This is a genomic window from Pseudomonas vranovensis (assembly GCF_040438935.1).
GTDB lineage: Bacteria > Pseudomonadota > Gammaproteobacteria > Pseudomonadales > Pseudomonadaceae > Aquipseudomonas > Aquipseudomonas vranovensis.
On the sequence record NZ_CP159259.1, the window covers coordinates 1,086,127 to 1,104,462 of the forward strand.

Genomic DNA, 18,336 nt, shown 5'->3' on the forward strand with positions numbered 1-18,336 from the left:
GGATTGGTGCTGCAGGGTGAGCCTAGCAAGGCGTGAGCCAATGGCTGCGGATGTCGATGCGTGGTACGGGGAGGAGTGCTCGGGATGCCAAGTGAGCCCGGCCGGGCCCACTTGAGGCAGGTGGGCGATCAGCCCTCGCGCAGCACTTTGAGCGGGCTGGCATTGAGGGCTCGGCGGGTGCCGTAGACTCCGGCGCCGCCGACCAGCAGGGCGCCGATCACCGGTAGCAACAACAGCCAGGGGTGCGGGCTCCAGGTCAGGTCGAAGGCATACCGGTACAGTAGCAGGGTGATCAGCTCGCAGCCAATGGCGGCGAGCAGGCCGCTGGCGGCGCCCAGCAGGCCGAACTCGATGCGCCGTGCCTTGATCAACAGTGCCCGGCTGGCACCCAGCGCACGGAGCAGGGCGCCCTGGCGGATGCGTTCGTCCAGGGTGGCCTGCAACCCTGCGAACAACACGGCCAATCCCGCCGCCAACACGAACAACAGTACGTACTCCACAGCCAAAGTCACCTGGGCAAGGATGCTGCGTAGCTGCTCGAGCAGGGCGTCGACCTGCAGGATCGTCACCGCCGGGAAGGCACGCGACAAGGCGACCACTTGTTGATCGTGACCGGGGGCGAGGTAGAAGCTGGTCAGGTATGTGGTTGGCAAGTCCTGCAGGGTGCCAGGCTGGAAGATCATGTAGAAGTTGGGCTGGAAGCTGTCCCAATTGACGGTGCGCAGGCTGGTGACCACCGCCTGGCGTTGCTGGCCGCCGATGTTGAATGTCAGCTGGTCGCCCAGCTTGAGCTTCAGGCTTTGCGCCAGTTGGGCCTCGACCGAGACACCGGGCAGGGCGTCGCCATTGGCCGGGCTGGCTTGCCACCACTGGCCTTCGCTCAAGGCGTTGCCCGTTGGCAGGTCGGCGGCCCAGGTCAGGCTCAGGTCGCGCTGTACGGCGCGATCGCCAGTGGATTCCTTGCTGACGATCTGTTGCACGGCCTGGCCGTTGATGTCGGTCAGGCGGCCTGGGATCACCGGGTACAGGGGGGCGGCTTCTGCGGAGAACTCATTCAGACGCTGGGGGAAGCTGTTTTTGTCATCGGGCAGGATGTTAAGGGCAAAGTAGTTTGGTGCGTCCTTGGGTAGCTGGTTCTGCCAGGTATCCAGTAGCTCGGCTCGTAGCAGGGCAATCAGGGCCATGGCCAGCAGGATCAGGCCGAAGGCCAGGGATTGTCCGGCTGCGGCCAGCGGATGGCGCAGCAGTTGGCCCAGGCCCAGGCGCCAGGCCAGGGGCGAGCCGGCCAGCATTCGGCGCAGGCTGCGCAAGCCCAGCAACAGCAGGCCGCCAAGCAGCACTGCGGCCACCAGACCGCCACCGAGCAGGGCGAAGGTGAGCAACAGGTCCAGGCTCAGGCGCCACATGATCAGGCCCAGGGCCAGCAGGGCGGCGCCGTACACCAGCCAGCTGCTTGGTGGTACGGGCAGCAGGTCGCGGCGCAGTACCCGCAGCGGTGGTACGCGGCCCAGTGCTGCCAATGGTGGCAGGGCGAAACCGGCGAGGGCCACCAGGCCAGTGGCGATACCGGCCAGGGCTGGGGCCAGCCCCCCGGGGGGGACCTGCGCCGGCATCAGGCCTTGCAACAACTGGAACAAGCCCAGTTGGGCCAGCCAGCCAATCAGGGCGCCGCCCAGGGCAGCGAGGCTGCCGAGGATTGCCAGTTGCAGGCAGAACAGGCTCAGCGCCTGGCGCCGTGACAGGCCCAGACAGCGCAGCAGGGCGCTGGCATCGAAACGGCGGGTGGCAAAGCGGCTGGCCGACAGGGCTACTGCCACACCGGCCAGCAACACAGCAACCAGGCTGGCCATGTTCAGGTAGCGCTCGGCCTTGCCCAGGGCGCCACCGATCTGCTGGTTGCCGTCGCGCGAATCCTGCAGGCGCTGGTTAGGCGCCAGCCCCTGGGTGACGCTGTCCCGGTAGGTGGCCAGGGCCTCGGGCTCGCCGCGCCACAAGTCACGGTAGCTGACCCGGCTGCCGGGTTGTACCACGCCGGTGGCGTCGAGGTCGGCCAGGTTGATCAATACGCGGGGCGTCAGGCTGTAGAAGTTGCCGGCACGGTCCGGTTCGTAGGTCAGCACCCGGCTCATGCGCAGGGTTTTCATGCCGACGTCGATGCTATCGCCGACTTTGAGGTTCAGGGCCGCCAGAAGCCGCGACTCGACCCAGGCCTCGCCCGGTGCCGGGCCGCCACCACGGGTTTCGCTGGCATACGGCTCGGGGGCGCTGCGCAGTTCGCCCCGCAGCGGATAAGCGTTGTCGGCGGCCTTGATGCTAGAGAGCTGAATGCCGTTGTCGGTGGCAATCACGCTGGAGAACTCGACCACCTGGGCGTGTTGCAGGCCTGCTGTCTTGCCGGCGCTGATCTGCTCGGGCTGGGCGGGCGAGCTGCCGCGCAGTACCAGGTCGGCGCCGAGAAATTCGGTGGCGCGCAGCAGCATGGCGCCGTTGAGGCGGGCGCCGAAGTAACCGATTGCCGTGCTGGCCGCCACAGCGACCAGCAAGGCAAAGAACAGCACGCGCAGTTCACCGGCACGGGCATCACGCAGCAACTGGCGCACGGCCAGTGCCAGCAGGCGGAAAAACGGCAGGCGGGCCATCAGGGCTCCAGCGGCGCGACCAGGTGGCCGGCGTCCAGGCGGATCAGACGACGGCAACGTTGTGCCAGGCGTTCGTCATGGGTGACCAGTACCAGGGTGGTACCGCGTTCTTTGTTCAGTTCAAACAACAAGTCGCTGATGCGCTCGCCGGTGTGGCTGTCGAGGTTGCCGGTGGGTTCGTCGGCAAACAGCACCGCGGGTTCGGCGGCAAAGGCTCGGGCGATCGCTACCCGTTGCTGCTCGCCGCCGGACAACTGGCGCGGTGAGTGACTCAGGCGCTGGCCCAGGCCGACCCGCTCCAGCAGGCTGCGGGCATGTTCGCGGGCATCGCGGCGACCATCCAGCTCCAGGGGCAGCATGACGTTTTCCAGGGCATTGAGGCTGTCTAGCAACTGGAACGACTGGAACACGAAGCCGACGTGTTCGGCGCGAACTCGGGCGCGCTGGTCTTCATCCAGCGGGCCGAGGTCATGGCCGGCGAGGGTCACCGAGCCTGCGCTGGGCAGGTCCAGGCCGGCCAGCAGTCCAAGCAGGGTCGATTTGCCCGAGCCCGAGGCACCGACAATCGCCAGGCTGTCGCCTTGTTTCAATTCCAGTGAGAGTTCGTGCAGGATGGTCAGGTCGCCTTCCGCGCTGGGAACCACTTTGCTAAGGTTCCGCGCAGTGAGAATGCTGGGGCCCATGGAGAATCCGATGCGAGTGTGGTTTATGAGTGCTGGCCTGGCCTTGATGTGCATGGCCCAGGGCGCAGCAGCGGGTACCGTCTTGATTGTCGGCGATAGTATCAGTGCCGCTTTCGGCCTGGATACCCGCCAGGGCTGGGTTGCCTTGCTGGAGCAGCGGCTGAAGGCCGAGGGTTTCGACAGTAAAGTGGTCAATGCCTCGATCAGCGGTGACACCAGTGCAGGCGGTCAGGCGCGGCTGCCGGCGCTGCTTGCAGAGCACAAACCGGAGCTGGTGGTGCTGGAGTTGGGTGGCAATGATGGCCTGCGTGGGCAGCTTCCTACGCAATTGCAACAAAATCTTGCCTCGATGATTGACCGATCCCGAGAGGCGGGGGCCAAAGTCCTGCTGCTGGGCATGCGCCTGCCGCCCAACTATGGCGTGCGCTACACCACGGCTTTCGCCAGGGTCTATGAAAACCTGGCGAGCGAGAAACAGGTGCCGCTGGTGCCATTTTTCCTTGAGGGGGTGGGCGGTGTGCCCGAGCTGATGCAGGCCGACGGCATCCATCCGGGGCAGGGGGCGCAGGAAAGGTTGCTGGAAAATGCCTGGCCGCAACTGAAACCGCTGCTTTGACGCTTTTATAGTGACCGGCTTTCGGCTAATGTTGCGCCCCCGATTTGGAGCCCCCGATGCCGCGTCCCGCCTGGTCCCTGTATGCCTATCAATTGATCGAGCCTGACGAACAGCTTGACCTGTTCGCCTGCCAGGAGATCCGCGTCCATCTTGTGGCCCGCCAGCTCGAACTCGGCGGCTCGGCCGACCGTACCTTGTGCGGCACGCTGTTGCCGGCGCAACCGCGCTGGTCGACTGTCGAGCGCGGTATCTATCGCGACCGTCGCCTGTGTACCCTGTGCCGGGCGATTCTCGATGCACAGCGCCGCGGCACGCGGCCGGTCTGGCCACAATTGGAAGTCGGTTGAGAGCGCCTTTCATCTCCTGAAATACCTCGATCCCTCCCGATTGTGCCGGGGGCGGTGTACAATCGTCGTCTTGACCTCACTGAATTAGCGAAGGATTTCCCGGATGTTGCCGCGCTTTCCCGCCGTCACCCGTTGCCTGTCCCTGGCCGCCCTGCTGGCGGCAGGTCCTGCTGCTGCGCTGGAGTTTCCCCTGCCACCGCCAGGTGAAGACGTCATTGGCCAGGTCCAGGTGATCAAGGCCAAGTACGAAGATACCTTCGCCGACATCGGTACTGCCAATGACCTCGGCTATCTGGAAATGATCGCCGCCAACCCGGGCGTCGACCCCTGGTTGCCAGGTGCCGGCACCGAAATCATCCTGCCGACCCGCTTCATCCTGCCGCCGGGCCCGCGCGAAGGTATCGTCATCAACCTCGCCGAGTACCGCATGTACTACTACCCGAAAGGGCAGAACGTGGTACATACCTATCCGCTCGGTATCGGTCGTGAAGGCTGGGGCTCGCCCATCGCCAATACCAAGGTAACCGCCAAGACGCCGAACCCGACCTGGACGCCGCCGGCCTCGATCCGCAAGGAGCACGCCGCAGACGGTGACATCCTGCCGACCGTGGTGCCTGCTGGCCCGGACAATCCGTTGGGCCCGTTCAAGTTCACCCTGGGTGTACCGGGTTACCTGATTCACGGCTCGAACAAGAAGTTCGGCATCGGCATGCGTACCAGCCACGGTTGCTTCCGCATGTTCAACAACAACGTGCTGGAACTGGCCAAGATGGCCCCGGTCGGAGTTGCGGTGCGCATCATCAATGAGCCGTACAAGTTCGGAGTGAGTGCTGGCAAGGTCTATCTGGAGGCGCACACGCCGTTGGATGACAAAGGTGATCCCTCGGTGGTCGACAAGCACACCGCGGTAATCAACGCCTTGCTCAAGCGTGAAGATCTTGCCAACAACCTGCGCATGAACTGGGACATGGTGCGTGATGTGGTCGCCGCCGAAGATGGCATGCCGGTGGAAATCGCCGTGCCGATCACTGCCCAGCAGCCAATGGTGTCGAGCGTACCGCTAGACATGCAGTAACCCTTGCGTTGGTGTACCCGAGGCCTGCCATTGTGCAGGCCTCGTCGTTTGTGCAGGGTTACTTTCTTTCGGGCAATAAAAAAGCCGACCCACAAGTGGGTCGGCTCCAAATAACAATCCCGAGGGATTATTACTTACGGCTGGCTTTGTCCAGCATGCGCAGAGCGCGCTCGTTGGCTTCGTCAGCGGTCTGTTGAGCTTTTTGAGCTGCAGCCAGAGCGTCGTCAGCTTTGCGATAGGCTTCATCGGCACGAGCTTGTGCACGAGCTGCTGCGTCTTCAGTAGCAGTCAGACGAGCTTCGGTTTCTTTGGATACGCTGCTGCAACCGGTAGCCAGAACTGCGGCCAGAGCCAGAGCAGAGAATTTCAGAACGTTGTTCATCGTGTTCCCCTTCAAGGACTTTCTATTAAATAGCCATCTCTCAACAATGAGAAACTGACCGGCGTACATAGTACCCATTACTTGTAGTAAGTAAACTGACAGAGCGCAAGAACTGGAAAAAAAATGCGCTTGCGCTTGTGCCGACACCGGGTTTTCTGGAAAACCGCCTGGACGCTGCCTGTACGGGCGTAAGAGAGTGTAGCAAACTTGCTTTTTGTTGAACTAAAGGTGACTTAAAGTGTCATCAAACGTCTTAGCACTACAACATCCGGCAACTGTTCAGGCGGCTGTGCGCCACCTGGTTCACCTGCTGCAAGTGCGTGATTTTTGCGACCAGTCGCCTTGAGTATCCGGGCCCTGGGCGCCTACTATTTGTACGTGCTCATTTGCCAGAGAACGACCATGCTGTTCTTGCTGTCCAACCGGGCACGGGGTGGCGTAGAGGTTCCTTCGCCGGACAAACATCGGTAAGGTAAGGGTCAGATCATAAGACCCGCGAGGAGTAGTGATGAGCGAGGCGTTGTCCATCCACCATGACCAGGCTGGTCATCAGTTCGAGACCAGTGTGGACGGTCATCGTGCTTACCTGACCTACATGGACCTGGGTAAGCAGACCCTGGATATCTACCGCACCTTTGTTCCCAATGCGTTGCGGGGCCGGGGTATTGCCGCGGCGCTGACCGAGAAGGCGTTGCAGTATGCAGAAGACATGGGCTACACCGTGATTCCGTCATGCTCGTACGTGGAACGTTACATGGAGCGCCAGCAGCGGCACTCCACCAAGGCTTGAGAATCGCGAAGGGCAGCCCTGGGCTGTCATTCAAGCGCACACACAAGAACGCCGGGCATTGCCCGGCGTTCTTGTGTGTGGCGATCAGCCGCGGTTGCGCTTGGGCAGCACGTCCTTGAGCTTGGCGTGCATGCTGCGCAAGGTTTTCTCGGTGGCTTCCCAGTCGATGCAGGCGTCGGTGATCGAAACACCGTACTGCAAGTCGTCAAGGTTCTTCGGAATTGCCTGGCAGCCCCAGTTCAGGTGGCTTTCGACCATCAGGCCGATGATCGACTGGTTGCCTTCGAGAATCTGGTTGGCAACGTTCTCCATCACCAGTGGCTGCAGGGCCGGGTCCTTGTTGGAGTTGGCGTGGCTGCAATCGACCATGATGTTCGGCTTGATCTTGGCCTTGGCCAGTGCCTGCTCGCACAGGGCGACGCTGACCGAGTCATAGTTCGGCTTGCCGTTGCCGCCGCGCAGTACCACGTGGCCGTAGGCATTGCCCTTGGTGGTGACGATCGACACGCCACCTTCCTGGTTGATACCCAGGAAGCGGTGAGGGCTGGAGACCGACTGCAGGGCGTTGATCGCCACGGTCAGGCCGCCGTCGGTACCGTTCTTGAAGCCCACGGCCGAAGACAGGCCGGAGGCCATTTCGCGGTGGGTCTGGGATTCGGTGGTGCGCGCGCCGATAGCCGACCAGCTGATCAGGTCCTGCAGGTACTGCGGGGAGATCGGGTCGAGGGCTTCGGTGGCGGTAGGCAGGCCCATTTCAGCCAGGTCCAGCAGCAGTTGGCGGCCGATGTGCAAGCCATCCTGGATCTTGAAGGAGTCGTCCAGGTACGGGTCGTTGATCAGGCCTTTCCAGCCGACGGTGGTGCGTGGCTTCTCGAAGTACACGCGCATGACCAGGTACAAGGTATCGGACACTTCGGCGGCCAGGGCCTTGAGGCGCTCGGCATACTCGTGGGCGGCCTTGATGTCGTGGATCGAGCAGGGGCCGATCACCACGAACAGGCGGTGGTCCTTGCCGTCGAGAATATTGCGCACCACTTCGCGGCCCGCAGTCACGGTCTTGAGCGCAGTGGCGCTCAGGGGAATTTCCTTCTTGAGCTGATCGGGGGTGATCAAGGTCTCGTTGGAGGCAACGTTTAGGTCATCGATCGGTAAATCAGCCATCGTGTTACTCGTCAGGTCACGGGTGCCGGCCGCCAGCGATCCCCGTGCGGCGGAGCAGCAAGATTGTACGCAGCGGGGAGCCGAACCTTAGCGCGTTACACCGTGGCTCGACAATGGGCAGAGCCCGCTTTCCTGCGTGTGTAAGCCCGCTGGGGCAGGGTTTTTGTCGTTAAATGAGAATCTGTCGGGTATGCGTGGCTTCAAGGCTGGCCTCGGAGAACTCGCTGGCGTGCAGGCTGACCCATTGGCAGGCGAGGGTGTCGAGGTCGGGCGAGGTGGTTTCGTCCAGGGCCTGCTGCTGGTAAAGGTGCTGGATCTGGCAGACCTGCTCGCTCATTCTCGCGCCGAACAATGCCTGTTCATCGATGAAGGCGATACCGACCCGGTAGCCATCCTGGTGCTTCTGACACCAAGCCACGTAGCCGGGGTAACGTGCCGACTCACCAAGTGATGGAATGAACATTTCGATGGCCATGCCCCGGCGATAGGCGCGGGGATGGTTGCAGGCGATACCGCCCAGGCTGATAGTGTGCAGGCGCTGGCGAAACAGGCTGGGCGACTGGCGTAAGACCAGTTCGACCGGAACATCGTCCGGGTGTGGCAGGTATCCACGCATGCTCGACTCCGTGTCGATTTTTTGACCTTGCTCGCCTAAGTATAGTGATCGTTCGAAAAGCGGTTGATTCAAGTGTCAAAAAACTGAACAAAAATTTAGCAATCGAGGGAAGCAGGATGAGCACTAGCAGTCCACGAGTCGGCATCATCGGAACCGGCGCCATTGGCGGCTTTTATGGGTTGATGCTGGCCAGGTCCGGGTTGGACGTTCATTTCCTGCTGCGCAGCGAATTTGACACAGTCAACACCCACGGGTTAAGGGTTGAAAGCGCCGTGCATGGCACCCTGCAGATGCCGGTTCAGGCCTACGCCGACGTTGCCGATATGCCGCCCTGCGACTGGCTGCTGGTGGGTGCCAAAACCACCAGCAATGCCGAGCTTGCGCCGGTGATTGCCAAGGCTGCTGCGGCCGATTGCAAAGTGGTGCTGCTGCAAAATGGCTTGGGTGTTGAAGAGCAGTTACGTCCGCTGTTGCCCGCCAGCCTGCATCTGCTCGGAGGCCTGTGCTATATCTGCGTCAATCGCGAAGCGCCAGGGGTTGTCCGTCACCAGGCCCTGGGGGCGGTGAATCTGGGTTATCACAGCGGTCCTGCCGTGGATGCGGTGATGCGCCAGAATATTGCCGAGGCCGGGGCAGACCTGTTCCGCGCGGCCGGTATCGATTCGCAGGCCATGGGCAACCTTGCCCAGGCGCGTTGGCAGAAGCTGGTATGGAACGTGCCTTACAACGGCCTGTCGGTGTTGCTCAGGGCCAACACCACAGCCTTGATGAGCAACCCGCACAGTCGGGCATTGATCCAGGCACTGATGGCCGAGGTAGTCGAAGGCGCGCGTTCGCGCGGTCATGAAGTGCCTGAAGGCTATGCTGAGCATTTATTCGCGGCGACCGAAAAAATGCCCGACTACTGGCCAAGCATGTATCACGACTTCACTGGGCAGCGTCCGCTTGAGCTGGACGTGATCTATGCAGAACCCTTGGCCCGGGCGCGCGAGGCGGGGTGCAGCTTGCCGCGCATCGAGGCGTTGTATCAGGCGCTGGCGTTCATCGACCAGGATAATCGCGGGGCAAGTCGGGACGTCGCACCGCCGCTGCCAGAGGTCCCGCAAAGGAGCCACGAATGAGCAAAAACCTGGGTGACAAACTCGTCGTCGCCATTTCCTCGCGGGCCTTGTTCGACCTCAGCGACAGTCATCGTATCTACCTGGCCCAAGGGGTTGAAGCCTACCGTCAGTACCAGATTGACCACGAAGACGAGGTGCTGGCGCCGGGTGATGCCTTCCCGCTGGTGCAAAAGCTGCTTGGCCTCAACGCCCACCTCGGCCAACCACGGGTCGAGGTGGTGCTGGTATCGCGCAACAGCGCCGACACAGGCCTGCGGGTGTTCAGCTCCATCGAGCATCATGGCCTGGGAATCTACCGCGCAGCGTTCGTCGGTGGACGCAGCCCTTACCCGTACCTGGCGGCCTTTGGTTGCCATCTGTTCCTGTCCACCGATGCCGATGATGTGCGCAGCGCCCTGGAAGCCGGTTTTGCCGCCGCGACCATCCTTTCCGGCGGGGCTCAGCGCGCAGCCAATGATGAGCTGCGCATTGCTTTCGACGGCGATGCGGTGCTGTTCTCCGATGAGTCCGAGCGGGTCTATCAGTTGGGCGGCCTTGAGGCGTTCCAGGCGAGCGAGCGTCAATCGGCCCGCGAGCCGCTGCGGGGCGGGCCGTTCAAGCCGTTTCTGGCGGCGCTCAATCTGTTGCAGAAGGAATTTCCCGAGGGTGCCTGCCCGATCCGCACAGCCCTGGTGACAGCCCGTTCGGCGCCGGCTCATGAGCGGGTAATTCGCACCTTGCGTGAGTGGGATATCCGTTTGGATGAATCGTTGTTTCTCGGCGGTCTGGACAAGTCAGCGTTCCTTGAAGCCTTTGCCGCCGATGTGTTCTTCGATGACCAGGCAGGCCATTGCGAGCGTGCGCGCAGCGTTGTGGCAACCGGCCATGTCCCCCATGGAATCAGCAACGAACCGACCCTCGGCTGAGGCCTCTGCGCCCGGCGCTGGACGGAACGGCGCGTTGTCCGGGCGCTGCTAAGCTGAAGCTTGCTCTGCCCAGGCGGCAGTTCAGGAGGTCGTATGATCCGTTCCATGCTCTATGCCACCGACCTCGGTGTATACGCGCCTTTTGTCATGCAACACGCGCTGGCGCTGGCGCGAACTTTCAACGCAGAGCTCTACGTGATTCACGCTGTCGAACCCATGGGGCAGTTCGCCGAGTCGCTGCTGCAAAGCTATCTAGACGAACGCACCCTCGATGAATTGCACAGCCAGGGTGTCAACAGTGTCATGGCCAACATCGAGCAGCGGGTGCTGGAAAACTTTCGTGACGAATTGGGGGAGGAGGCCGATCTGGCTCTGATCAAAGCTGTGCGCGTACGCCAAGGCGATCCGGCCCAGGTGATTCTGGAGCAGGCCCAGCGCCTGAGTGTCGACCTGCTGATCTTCGGCAGCCACAGCCAGGGGGCGGGTGTCGATATTCCCATTGGCCGTACTGCGGTGCGCCTGCTGCAACTGTCGCCAGTACCGGTTTATATGGTGCCTCTGGCGCAGCACCTGGGGCGTAGGAAGGCCTGAGGGGGCGTTGTAAGCGGATTAGTACTAGACTGCCAAAATAGTTCTAGATTTATTCTTCAAACCACTAATATAGTTATAAATCGTCGCTGCTGCCGGTGACGCCCCAGCAGATTTGAGGGATACCTATGAAGCTTCAACAATTGCGCTACATCTGGGAAGTGGCGCACCACGACCTCAACGTCTCCGCGACAGCGCAGAGCCTGTATACGTCTCAGCCGGGCATCAGTAAGCAGATCCGCCTGCTCGAGGACGAGCTGGGCGTTGAAGTTTTCGCCCGTAGCGGCAAGCACCTGACCCGCGTGACCCCGGCCGGTGAACGTATCATCACCACGGCTGGCGAGATCCTGCGCAAAGTCGAAAGCATCAAGCAGATTGCCCAGGAATTCTCCAACGAGAAAAAGGGCACCCTATCGATCGCTACCACCCACACCCAAGCGCGCTACGCCCTGCCGCCGGTGATCAGCAGCTTCATCAAGCAGTACCCGGAAGTAGCCTTGCACATGCATCAGGGTTCGCCCATGCAGATCGCCGAAATGGCCGCTGATGGCACCGTCGACTTTGCCATTGCCACCGAAGCCCTGGAGCTGTTCGGCGACCTGGTGATGATGCCGTGCTACCGCTGGAACCGCTGTGTGGTCGTACCCCAGGGTCACCCGCTGACCAAGTTGCCCAAGCTCAGCCTCGAAGCCCTGGCCGAGTACCCGATCGTGACCTATGTGTTCGGTTTCACCGGTCGCTCCAAGCTTGACGAAGCGTTCAGCCACCGCGGCCTGACCCCGAAGGTGGTATTCACCGCCGCCGACGCCGACGTCATCAAGACGTATGTACGCCTGGGGCTGGGTGTCGGCATCGTCGCCAAGATGGCCGTCGATCCCAAGCTCGACAGCGACCTGGTAGTGCTCGATGCCAGCGAACTGTTCGAGTCCAGCGTGACCAAGATCGGTTTCCGTCGCGGCACCTTCTTGCGCGGCTTCATGTGCGACTTCATCGAGAAGTTCGCCCCGCACCTGACCCGCGAGGTGATGGCCAAGGCCATCCAGTGCCACAACAAGCAAGAGCTTGAAGAGTTGTTCGAAGGCGTCGAGCTGCCGGTACACTGATACGGTATCGCTGCCACAAAAGAACCGGCCCTGGCGCCGGTTTTTTAATGCCCGCGCTGATCAGACGGGTGATCTGGACGATCTAGCGATAGATTGGATCGCGGGCGCTGGGCTCGATGTGCAGGGTCATGGCGTCCATGTGTATTGGTGTAGCGATACACATGGGTTTCCACGCAAGTCACTTTTGCGCAGGCATTAAAAAACCGGCCGAAGCCGGTTTTTGTGCGCCTGGCGATCAGCCCTTGCTGATCAGGTTGCCGGCGTGCAGCCCGCATTCCTTCTGGGTCGATTCCTCCCACCACCAGCGGCCTTCACGTTCGTGCTGGTTCGGCAGTACTGGCCGGGTGCACGGCTCGCAGCCGATGCTGATGAAACCGCGCTCGTGCAGGCTGTTGTACGGTAGCTCGAGCATGCGGATGTAGCCCCAGACTTCCTCGCTGCTCATCTGTGCCAGCGGGTTGAACTTGTACAGTGTGCGCTCGGGCGTGGAAAACGCGCCGTCGATTTCCAGCGCGGCCACCTGGCTGCGGGTACCCGGGCTCTGGTCGCGGCGCTGGCCGGTGGCCCAGGCGCTGACAGTGCTCAGTTTGCGTCGCAGTGGTTCTATCTTGCGAATGCCGCAGCATTCACCGTGGCCGTCCTTGTAGAAACTGAACAAGCCCTTCTCCTTGACGAAGGGGTCGAGCTTGCTGCGGTCGGGGGAAAGGATCTCGATCGGCAGGTTGTAATGCTCGCGCACCTGGTCAATGAAGCGGTAGGTCTCCGGGTGCAGGCGCCCGGTGTCGAGGCTGAACACCTTGACGTTCTTGTTCAGCTTCCAGGCCATGTCGACCAGCACCACGTCTTCGGCGCCGCTGAAAGAGATCCACAGGTCATCGCCAAAGTGCTCGAAGGCGAGCTTGAGGATGTCTTGCGGGGACTTGTTGGCATAGGTCGCGGCCAGGGCGGCGACGTCGAAGGGTTGGCTCATCAGGCGGCTTCCGGTCATTGAATGGCGCTTGGCGCTCGTAATGTGCCGATCTTAACAAAAATTGCCCGGGCAGACGCCTCGCATGTAGAGTGCGGCTTCCCATTTTTGGCGTTGTTCGAGGAGTGTGCTGTGGAAATTGCCTGTCTCGACCTGGAAGGCGTATTGGTCCCTGAAATCTGGATCGCCTTCGCGGAAAAAACCGGAATCGAATCGCTACGGGCCACCACCCGCGATATTCCCGACTACGACGTGCTGATGAAGCAGCGCCTGCGTATTCTGGATGAGCACGGTCTGAAGTTGTCCGACATCCAGGCGGTCATCGCCACGCTCAAGCCGCTCGACGGCGCCATTGAATTCGTCGACTGGCTGCGCGAGCGCTTCCAGGTGGTGATCCTCTCCGACACCTTCTACGAATTCTCCCAGCCGCTGATGCGCCAGCTGGGTTTCCCGACCTTGCTGTGTCATCGGCTGATCACCGACGAGACCGATCGGGTGACGGGCTACCAACTGCGCCAGAAAGACCCCAAGCGCCAGTCGGTGCTGGCCTTCAAGAGCCTGTACTACCGGGTAATTGCCGCTGGTGACTCGTACAACGACACCACCATGCTGGGCGAGGCCGATGCGGGGATCCTGTTCCATGCGCCAGAGAACGTGATTCGTGAGTTCCCGCAGTTTCCAGCGGTGCATGACTTCGAGGCGTTGAAGAAAGAGTTCATCAAGGCGTCCAACCGGTCGTTGAATTTGTAGCGGCCTTTCGCGGGGCAAGCTGGCTCCAGTAGGAGCGGGCTTGCCCCGCGATGCGTTCAAAGCCACTGCAACGTCCTGAGCAACACCTTCACCTTGGTAATCGACTCTTCATACTCCGCCTGCCAGTCCGAGTCGGCCACCACCGCCCCCCCGCCCCAGCAGTACACCTGCCCATTTTTGACCAGCAAACTGCGAATGGCGATGGAGCTGTCCATCTCGCCACGCACGTCCACATACAGCAACGAGCCGCAGTACAGCGCCCGACGGCTGGGCTCCAGTTCGTCGATGATCTGCATGGCGCGAATTTTCGGTGCGCCGGTGATCGAGCCGCCGGGGAAGCTGCCGGCGATCAGGTCCAGAGCGTCCTTGTCGGCGGCCAGCCGGCCAGTGACGCTGCTGACCAGGTGATGGACATTGGGGTAACTCTCCAGGCTGAACAGCTCCGGCACTTTTACCGAGCCGATCTCGCAGGTGCGACCCAGGTCGTTGCGCAGCAGGTCGACAATCATCAGGTTCTCGGCGCGATCCTTTTTGCTGGCCAGCAGTTCGGCGCCATTGCGGACATCCTCTGCGGTATCGGCGCTGCGTGGCCGGGTGCCCTTGATCGGCCGGGTTTCCACCTGGCCTGCACTGACCTGGATAAAACGCTCCGGCGAGAAGCTCAACAGGGCGCTGCCGTCGGCCAGCAGCTGGAAGCCCGAATAAGGCGTCGGGCAAGCCTGGCGCAGGGCCTGGTAGGCATGCCACGGATCGCCCTGGCAGGGGGCTCGAAAGCGCTGGGTGAGGTTGATCTGGTAGCAGTCGCCGGCATGGATGTACTGCTGCACCCGGTCGAACGCCTGGCGATAGTCCTCGGCGCTGATGTCACCGCGCATCGGCGCCTGCAGGGAAAAGTGCGCTTGCTCGTTCGTCGCCGGGCCTTCAAACAGTGCAATCAGGCGCTGGCGCTCGGCCTCGGCCAGGCTTGGGTGAAACACCAACTGGCTCTGCGTGCGCTTGTGATCGCTGATCAGTGCCCAGGCGTAAAGGCCAAGGTGTGCGTCTTCCAAGCCCAGGTCGTCGACGGCAATCTCGGGCAATTGCTCAAGCCGACGGCCGAAGTCGTAGCTCAGATAGCCGATCAAGCCGCCGGCAAAGGGTAGTTCGACGGTCTCGGGTAGTTCGGCGCGGCCCAGGTGCTCGAGGCTCGCGCGCAGGCGCTGCAGGTAGGCCTCACCGCGTTCCCCGGCCTCGGGCACCAGGCTTTGCACCGGCCAGGCACTGAGCAGGTCGTAGCGGCCGCGTTCGGCGCTCGGGCGGGCGCTGTCGAGCAGCACGGCGCCGGGTGCCTTGCGGATGCGCGCAAAGTAGTCTGCAGGGTCGGCGAGGTAGGGCAGGGGATGGAGCGTACAGGTCGGCATGCAAGTGAACAGCTATGAATGCGGGGAGGCGATTGTAGTCCTGTGCAGGACATGCGCCTAGGGCTGACTGCGACCTTGAGCGCCTGGCCCACGTCAGCCGCTGTGGGCTGACGCGAACAAGGTGTTTGCATCAGGTGGAGGGTACGTGACCGAACAGCGCCTGGGCGAAGCGCACGCGCTCCTCGGCGGTCTCCTGTTTGCCGTCCTTGGCCAGTTGCTCCAGGTGAGCCTCGATGGCGTGGGTACGCTTGGTCAGGCCGCAATCGTTGGCAATCTGGATGTTCAGGCCGGGACGGGCGTTGAGCTCGAGGATCAACGGGCCCTTGTCCTGGTCCAGGACCATGTCGACACCGATGTAGCCCAGGCCGCACAGCTCGTAGCAGCCGGCCGCAAGCTTCATGAAGCCGTCCCAGTTCGGCAGTTGCACGCCGTCCACCGCGTTGGTGGTGTCTGGGTGCTTGCTGATGATGTTGTTCAGCCAAGTGCCGCGCAGGGTCAGGCCGGTGGCCAGGTCTACACCGACGCCGATGGCGCCCTGGTGCAGGTTGGCCTTGCCGCCGGACTGGCGGGTTGGCAAGCGCAGCATGGCCATCACCGGGTAGCCCATCAGCACGATGATGCGGATGTCCGGCACACCTTCGTAGCTGATGCTCTTGAAGATCTGGTCGGGGGTGACCCGGTACTCGATCAAGGCGCGGTCGCGGTGACCGCCCAGGGAGTACAGGCCGGTGAGGATGCTGGAGATCTGGTGCTCGATTTCTTCGTGGCTGATGATCTTGCCCGAGACCGTGCGGTAGCGGTCCTCGAAGCGATCGGCCACCACCAGGATGCCGTCGCCGCCGGCGCCCTGGGCAGGCTTGACGACGAAGTCGTTGCGCCCGCCGATGATCTCGCCGAGTTTGTCGATCTCTTTCTCGGTGGAGATGATCCCGTACATTTCCGGCACATGGATGCCGGCCTTGATGGCGCGTTCCTTGGTGATGATCTTGTCATCGACGATCGGGTACAAGTTGCGCTTGTTGTACTTGAGGACGTAGTCCGCATTGCGCCGGTTGATACCCATGATGCCCCGGGCCTCCAGGGCTTTCCATGTTTTCCAGAGTCCGATCATCAGGCGTCAGCCTTCACGAAAGCCTTGAAGCGCACCAGCTCCGTCAGGCGGTAGCCGCGATAGCGACCCATCGCCAGCATGAAGCCGACCAGAATCAGCAGTACCGCCGGGAAGGTGAACACAAAGTACACCAGCTCCGGCACGCTCATCAGCAGGTGAGCCAGGGAGGCAGCGAACAGGGTGCCGATGGCGACTTTCATTGCATGGCCACCACCACGTTCTTCCCAGGTGATCGACAGGCGTTCGATGGTCATGGTCAGGATCACCATCGGGAACAGTGCGACCGACAGCCCACGCTCGAGGCCCAGCTTGTGGCTGAACAGGCTGATGGCGGCAATCAGCACCACCACGAAGGTCAGGACCACCGACAGGCGCGGCAGCATCTGCAGCTTGAGGTGTTCGAGGTAGGAGCGTAGCGACAGGCCAAGTGCGGTGATCACCGTGAACAGGATGATACCGAAGCCCAGCTGGGTTTCACGGAAGGCCAGGGCGATCAGTACCGGGGTAAAGGTGCCCAGGGTCTGGATGCCGATCAGGTTGCGCAGCACCAGGATCACCAGCACGCCAATCGGGATCATTACCATGATCATGAAGGTCTGCTGGGTTTGCAGGGGCAGGCCGTAGAGCGAGTATTCGAGGAAGTCGGCGTCGGTGTTCTCGTCGGTCAGCTTGGCCAGGCGGATGGCGTTCATCTCGCTGTTGTTGAGGCTGAAGCTGACGTTGGCTTTCTTGCCGCCATCGACGGTGATCAGGTTGTCGTCACCGGTCCACCACAGCAGGCGGTCGGTCGGCAGGCCTTGCTCGCCGGTATCCGGGTTGAAGTACAGCCAGTCGGTGCCGTTGAAGCTGCGCAGCCACAGCTCAGGGGTTTGCGGCTGGTCGGCGACCAGGCGGATGGTGTGGACCTTCTCAACCGGCACGTGGGCAATGGACAGCAGCAGGTCGATGACCTTGGCCTTGTTCAGCGACGAGGTGTCGCCGGCCAGCAGCAGCTTGACGTTGTCGTCGTTGAGGTTGTTGACCCGCTTGATGGTCTCGCTGACAAAGGTCTCGACGTCGGCCGAGTGCTGGCGGATCGGCGCCATCAGGGCTTCGGCGGCGATCTTCTCCGGGCCTTCGACAGCGAGGCTGTCGCGGAAGGTCGGGCCCTTGATCTTGGCTTTTTCGGTGCTGTAGCGCTTGGTCAGGACCAGGCGGTAGTACAGGGTCTGGTTGCCGCTGGCGCGACGGGCCGACCAGGTGACCTTGCGGTTGCCGTCGACGCGGTTGACGCTCACCCCGTAGTTGTTGGAGATGAAGCTCTCGTTGAGGCTGACATAGTCACGGCTCAGCGGTGGCACGAACATCTGTACCTTGACCGGGTCCTTGGGGTTGGCGACGAACTCGACCTTGGCATCGATGTTCCAAAGGTCGTCGGTTTCGTCTTCGGTCACCGGGATGCCGAGGAAGAAGATCTGATAGGCCGTGACAATGATGCCCAGTAGCACCAGTACGGTGATCAGGACTTTCAGATGAAGGGTAAGAGAGCGCATCGGGATTACTCTGCGGTGTGAGCGTCAGGGGCGCAGGCAGGTTTGCCGGCCGCGTATTTAAGGCTTGGGTCGACCAGTGCATCGAAGTGTTTGAGTGCCTCCGAGCCGATCAGCAGCGGGTACTGGAACGCGCTGCGGTCGGTGAGGTTCACTTCGATGACGCGTTTGGCCGTCCCCATGCAGATGTTCATTTCAATCACTGGACGGGCGGTGTAGGCCTTGCCTTCGTCGGGGTTGTAATCGCCGGCGCGGCGCTTGATCTTGCTGACGCGGGCCAGGGGTCGTTCTATCGGATGCGCGTGGGCGGCGTCAATTGCCAGGTAGAAGCGCACCCAGGACTCGCCGTTGCGCTTGAAGCGCTTGATGTCGCGGGCGCTGAGCGAGGCGGTCTTGGCCCCGGTATCGAGCTTGGCGGCAACCTCCAGGTCGATATCGGCAAGGCGGGCATATTCATTAAGGCCGTACACGGTCTTTTCCGCGGCCTGGCTCAGGGCAGGCAGGAAGAACAGGCTGAACAACAGTGGGAGGGGCGTAAGTCTCATAAATCCTG

At 62.0% G+C, this 18,336-nt stretch carries 19 protein-coding genes; 9 read left to right on the top strand and 10 right to left on the bottom strand.

The window, feature by feature from the left end; all coding sequences use genetic code 11:
• Positions 1 to 128: 128 nt before the first annotated feature.
• Together ABVN19_RS04995 and ABVN19_RS05000 are read right to left on the bottom strand one after the other, a co-directional pair.
• Positions 129 to 2,639: an ABC transporter permease gene (locus ABVN19_RS04995; RefSeq protein WP_028941427.1), complete on the bottom strand. Its 2,511-nt coding sequence runs from the start codon at positions 2,637 to 2,639 to the stop codon at positions 129 to 131.
• A complete protein-coding gene (locus tag ABVN19_RS05000; RefSeq protein WP_028941428.1) occupies positions 2,639 to 3,322 on the bottom strand; it encodes an ABC transporter ATP-binding protein in 684 nt (227 codons plus the stop codon). The genes ABVN19_RS04995 and ABVN19_RS05000 overlap by 1 nt, the downstream gene beginning before the upstream one ends.
• Before the next feature lie 10 nt (positions 3,323 to 3,332).
• On the opposite strand from ABVN19_RS05000, the gene ABVN19_RS05005 reads away from it, so the two are divergent.
• The 3 genes from ABVN19_RS05005 to ABVN19_RS05015 all read left to right on the top strand — a co-directional run bounded on the left by ABVN19_RS05005 (position 3,333) and on the right by ABVN19_RS05015 (position 5,360).
• On the top strand, positions 3,333 to 3,938 hold the full coding sequence (locus tag ABVN19_RS05005; RefSeq protein WP_028941429.1) for an arylesterase: 606 nt from the start codon (positions 3,333 to 3,335) through the stop codon (positions 3,936 to 3,938).
• A 56-nt stretch (positions 3,939 to 3,994) separates the two neighbouring features.
• On the top strand, positions 3,995 to 4,285 hold the full coding sequence (locus ABVN19_RS05010; protein WP_028941430.1) for a hypothetical protein: 291 nt from the start codon (positions 3,995 to 3,997) through the stop codon (positions 4,283 to 4,285).
• Positions 4,286 to 4,388: 103 nt separating this feature from the next.
• Positions 4,389 to 5,360 (top strand): L,D-transpeptidase family protein, encoded by a 972-nt coding sequence (locus tag ABVN19_RS05015; protein ID WP_028941431.1) that lies wholly within the window; start codon positions 4,389 to 4,391, stop codon positions 5,358 to 5,360.
• 130 nt (positions 5,361 to 5,490) lie between these two features.
• On the opposite strand, the gene oprI is transcribed toward ABVN19_RS05015, so the two are convergent.
• Complete coding sequence (gene oprI, locus ABVN19_RS05020) at positions 5,491 to 5,742, bottom strand: outer membrane lipoprotei OprI (RefSeq protein ID WP_003259780.1); 252 nt, start codon at positions 5,740 to 5,742, stop codon at positions 5,491 to 5,493.
• A gap of 508 nt (positions 5,743 to 6,250) precedes the next feature.
• Between oprI and ABVN19_RS05025 the strand changes: the two genes are divergently transcribed.
• Positions 6,251 to 6,532, top strand: a complete 282-nt coding sequence (locus tag ABVN19_RS05025; RefSeq protein ID WP_028941432.1) for a GNAT family N-acetyltransferase — start codon at positions 6,251 to 6,253, stop codon at positions 6,530 to 6,532.
• An 84-nt stretch (positions 6,533 to 6,616) separates the two neighbouring features.
• On the opposite strand, the gene ABVN19_RS05030 is transcribed toward ABVN19_RS05025, so the two are convergent.
• On the bottom strand, positions 6,617 to 7,693 hold the full coding sequence (locus ABVN19_RS05030) for a 3-deoxy-7-phosphoheptulonate synthase (protein ID WP_028941433.1): 1,077 nt from the start codon (positions 7,691 to 7,693) through the stop codon (positions 6,617 to 6,619).
• 169 nt (positions 7,694 to 7,862) lie between these two features.
• On the bottom strand, positions 7,863 to 8,309 hold the full coding sequence (locus ABVN19_RS05035; protein ID WP_028941434.1) for a PilZ domain-containing protein: 447 nt from the start codon (positions 8,307 to 8,309) through the stop codon (positions 7,863 to 7,865).
• Positions 8,310 to 8,425: 116 nt separating this feature from the next.
• Here ABVN19_RS05035 and ABVN19_RS05040 point away from each other — a divergent pair, with 116 nt between their 5' ends.
• From ABVN19_RS05040 to cysB, 4 genes are all read left to right on the top strand, one after another.
• Entirely contained in the window at positions 8,426 to 9,430 is a 1,005-nt protein-coding gene (locus ABVN19_RS05040; protein WP_051270342.1) for a putative 2-dehydropantoate 2-reductase, read from the top strand.
• Complete coding sequence (locus ABVN19_RS05045) at positions 9,427 to 10,335, top strand: 5'-nucleotidase (protein WP_028941435.1); 909 nt, start codon at positions 9,427 to 9,429, stop codon at positions 10,333 to 10,335. Before ABVN19_RS05040 ends, ABVN19_RS05045 begins: the two co-directional genes overlap by 4 nt.
• Positions 10,336 to 10,428: 93 nt before the next feature.
• Positions 10,429 to 10,926 carry a universal stress protein gene (locus ABVN19_RS05050; protein ID WP_028941436.1) on the top strand — a complete coding sequence of 166 codons (498 nt, stop codon included), beginning with the start codon at positions 10,429 to 10,431 and terminating at the stop codon, positions 10,924 to 10,926.
• Between the two features lie 125 nt (positions 10,927 to 11,051).
• The gene (gene cysB, locus ABVN19_RS05055; RefSeq protein WP_028941437.1) at positions 11,052 to 12,026 is read left to right on the top strand and encodes an HTH-type transcriptional regulator CysB; all 975 of its coding nucleotides are present in this window, start codon (positions 11,052 to 11,054) and stop codon (positions 12,024 to 12,026) included.
• A gap of 235 nt (positions 12,027 to 12,261) precedes the next feature.
• Here cysB and ABVN19_RS05060 read toward each other — a convergent pair whose 3' ends face one another.
• Positions 12,262 to 12,996 (bottom strand): phosphoadenylyl-sulfate reductase, encoded by a 735-nt coding sequence (locus tag ABVN19_RS05060; protein ID WP_028941438.1) that lies wholly within the window; start codon positions 12,994 to 12,996, stop codon positions 12,262 to 12,264.
• Positions 12,997 to 13,125: 129 nt separating this feature from the next.
• Between ABVN19_RS05060 and thrH the strand changes: the two genes are divergently transcribed.
• Entirely contained in the window at positions 13,126 to 13,743 is a 618-nt protein-coding gene (gene thrH / locus ABVN19_RS05065; protein ID WP_028941439.1) for a bifunctional phosphoserine phosphatase/homoserine phosphotransferase ThrH, read from the top strand.
• A gap of 56 nt (positions 13,744 to 13,799) precedes the next feature.
• Here the strand turns inward: thrH and pabB are convergent, their stop codons facing one another.
• From pabB to ABVN19_RS05085, 4 genes are all read right to left on the bottom strand, one after another.
• Positions 13,800 to 15,143: an aminodeoxychorismate synthase component I gene (pabB, locus tag ABVN19_RS05070; RefSeq protein ID WP_028941440.1), complete on the bottom strand. Its 1,344-nt coding sequence runs from the start codon at positions 15,141 to 15,143 to the stop codon at positions 13,800 to 13,802.
• Positions 15,144 to 15,273: 130 nt separating this feature from the next.
• Positions 15,274 to 16,251: an alpha-L-glutamate ligase-like protein gene (locus ABVN19_RS05075; protein ID WP_167332091.1), complete on the bottom strand. Its 978-nt coding sequence runs from the start codon at positions 16,249 to 16,251 to the stop codon at positions 15,274 to 15,276.
• A 2-nt stretch (positions 16,252 to 16,253) separates the two neighbouring features.
• Positions 16,254 to 17,786, bottom strand: a complete 1,533-nt coding sequence (locus ABVN19_RS05080) for an inactive transglutaminase family protein (protein WP_028941442.1) — start codon at positions 17,784 to 17,786, stop codon at positions 16,254 to 16,256.
• Between the two features lie 5 nt (positions 17,787 to 17,791).
• Complete coding sequence (locus ABVN19_RS05085) at positions 17,792 to 18,328, bottom strand: ATP-dependent zinc protease (RefSeq protein WP_028941443.1); 537 nt, start codon at positions 18,326 to 18,328, stop codon at positions 17,792 to 17,794.
• Between the last annotated feature and the right edge of the window lie 8 nt (positions 18,329 to 18,336).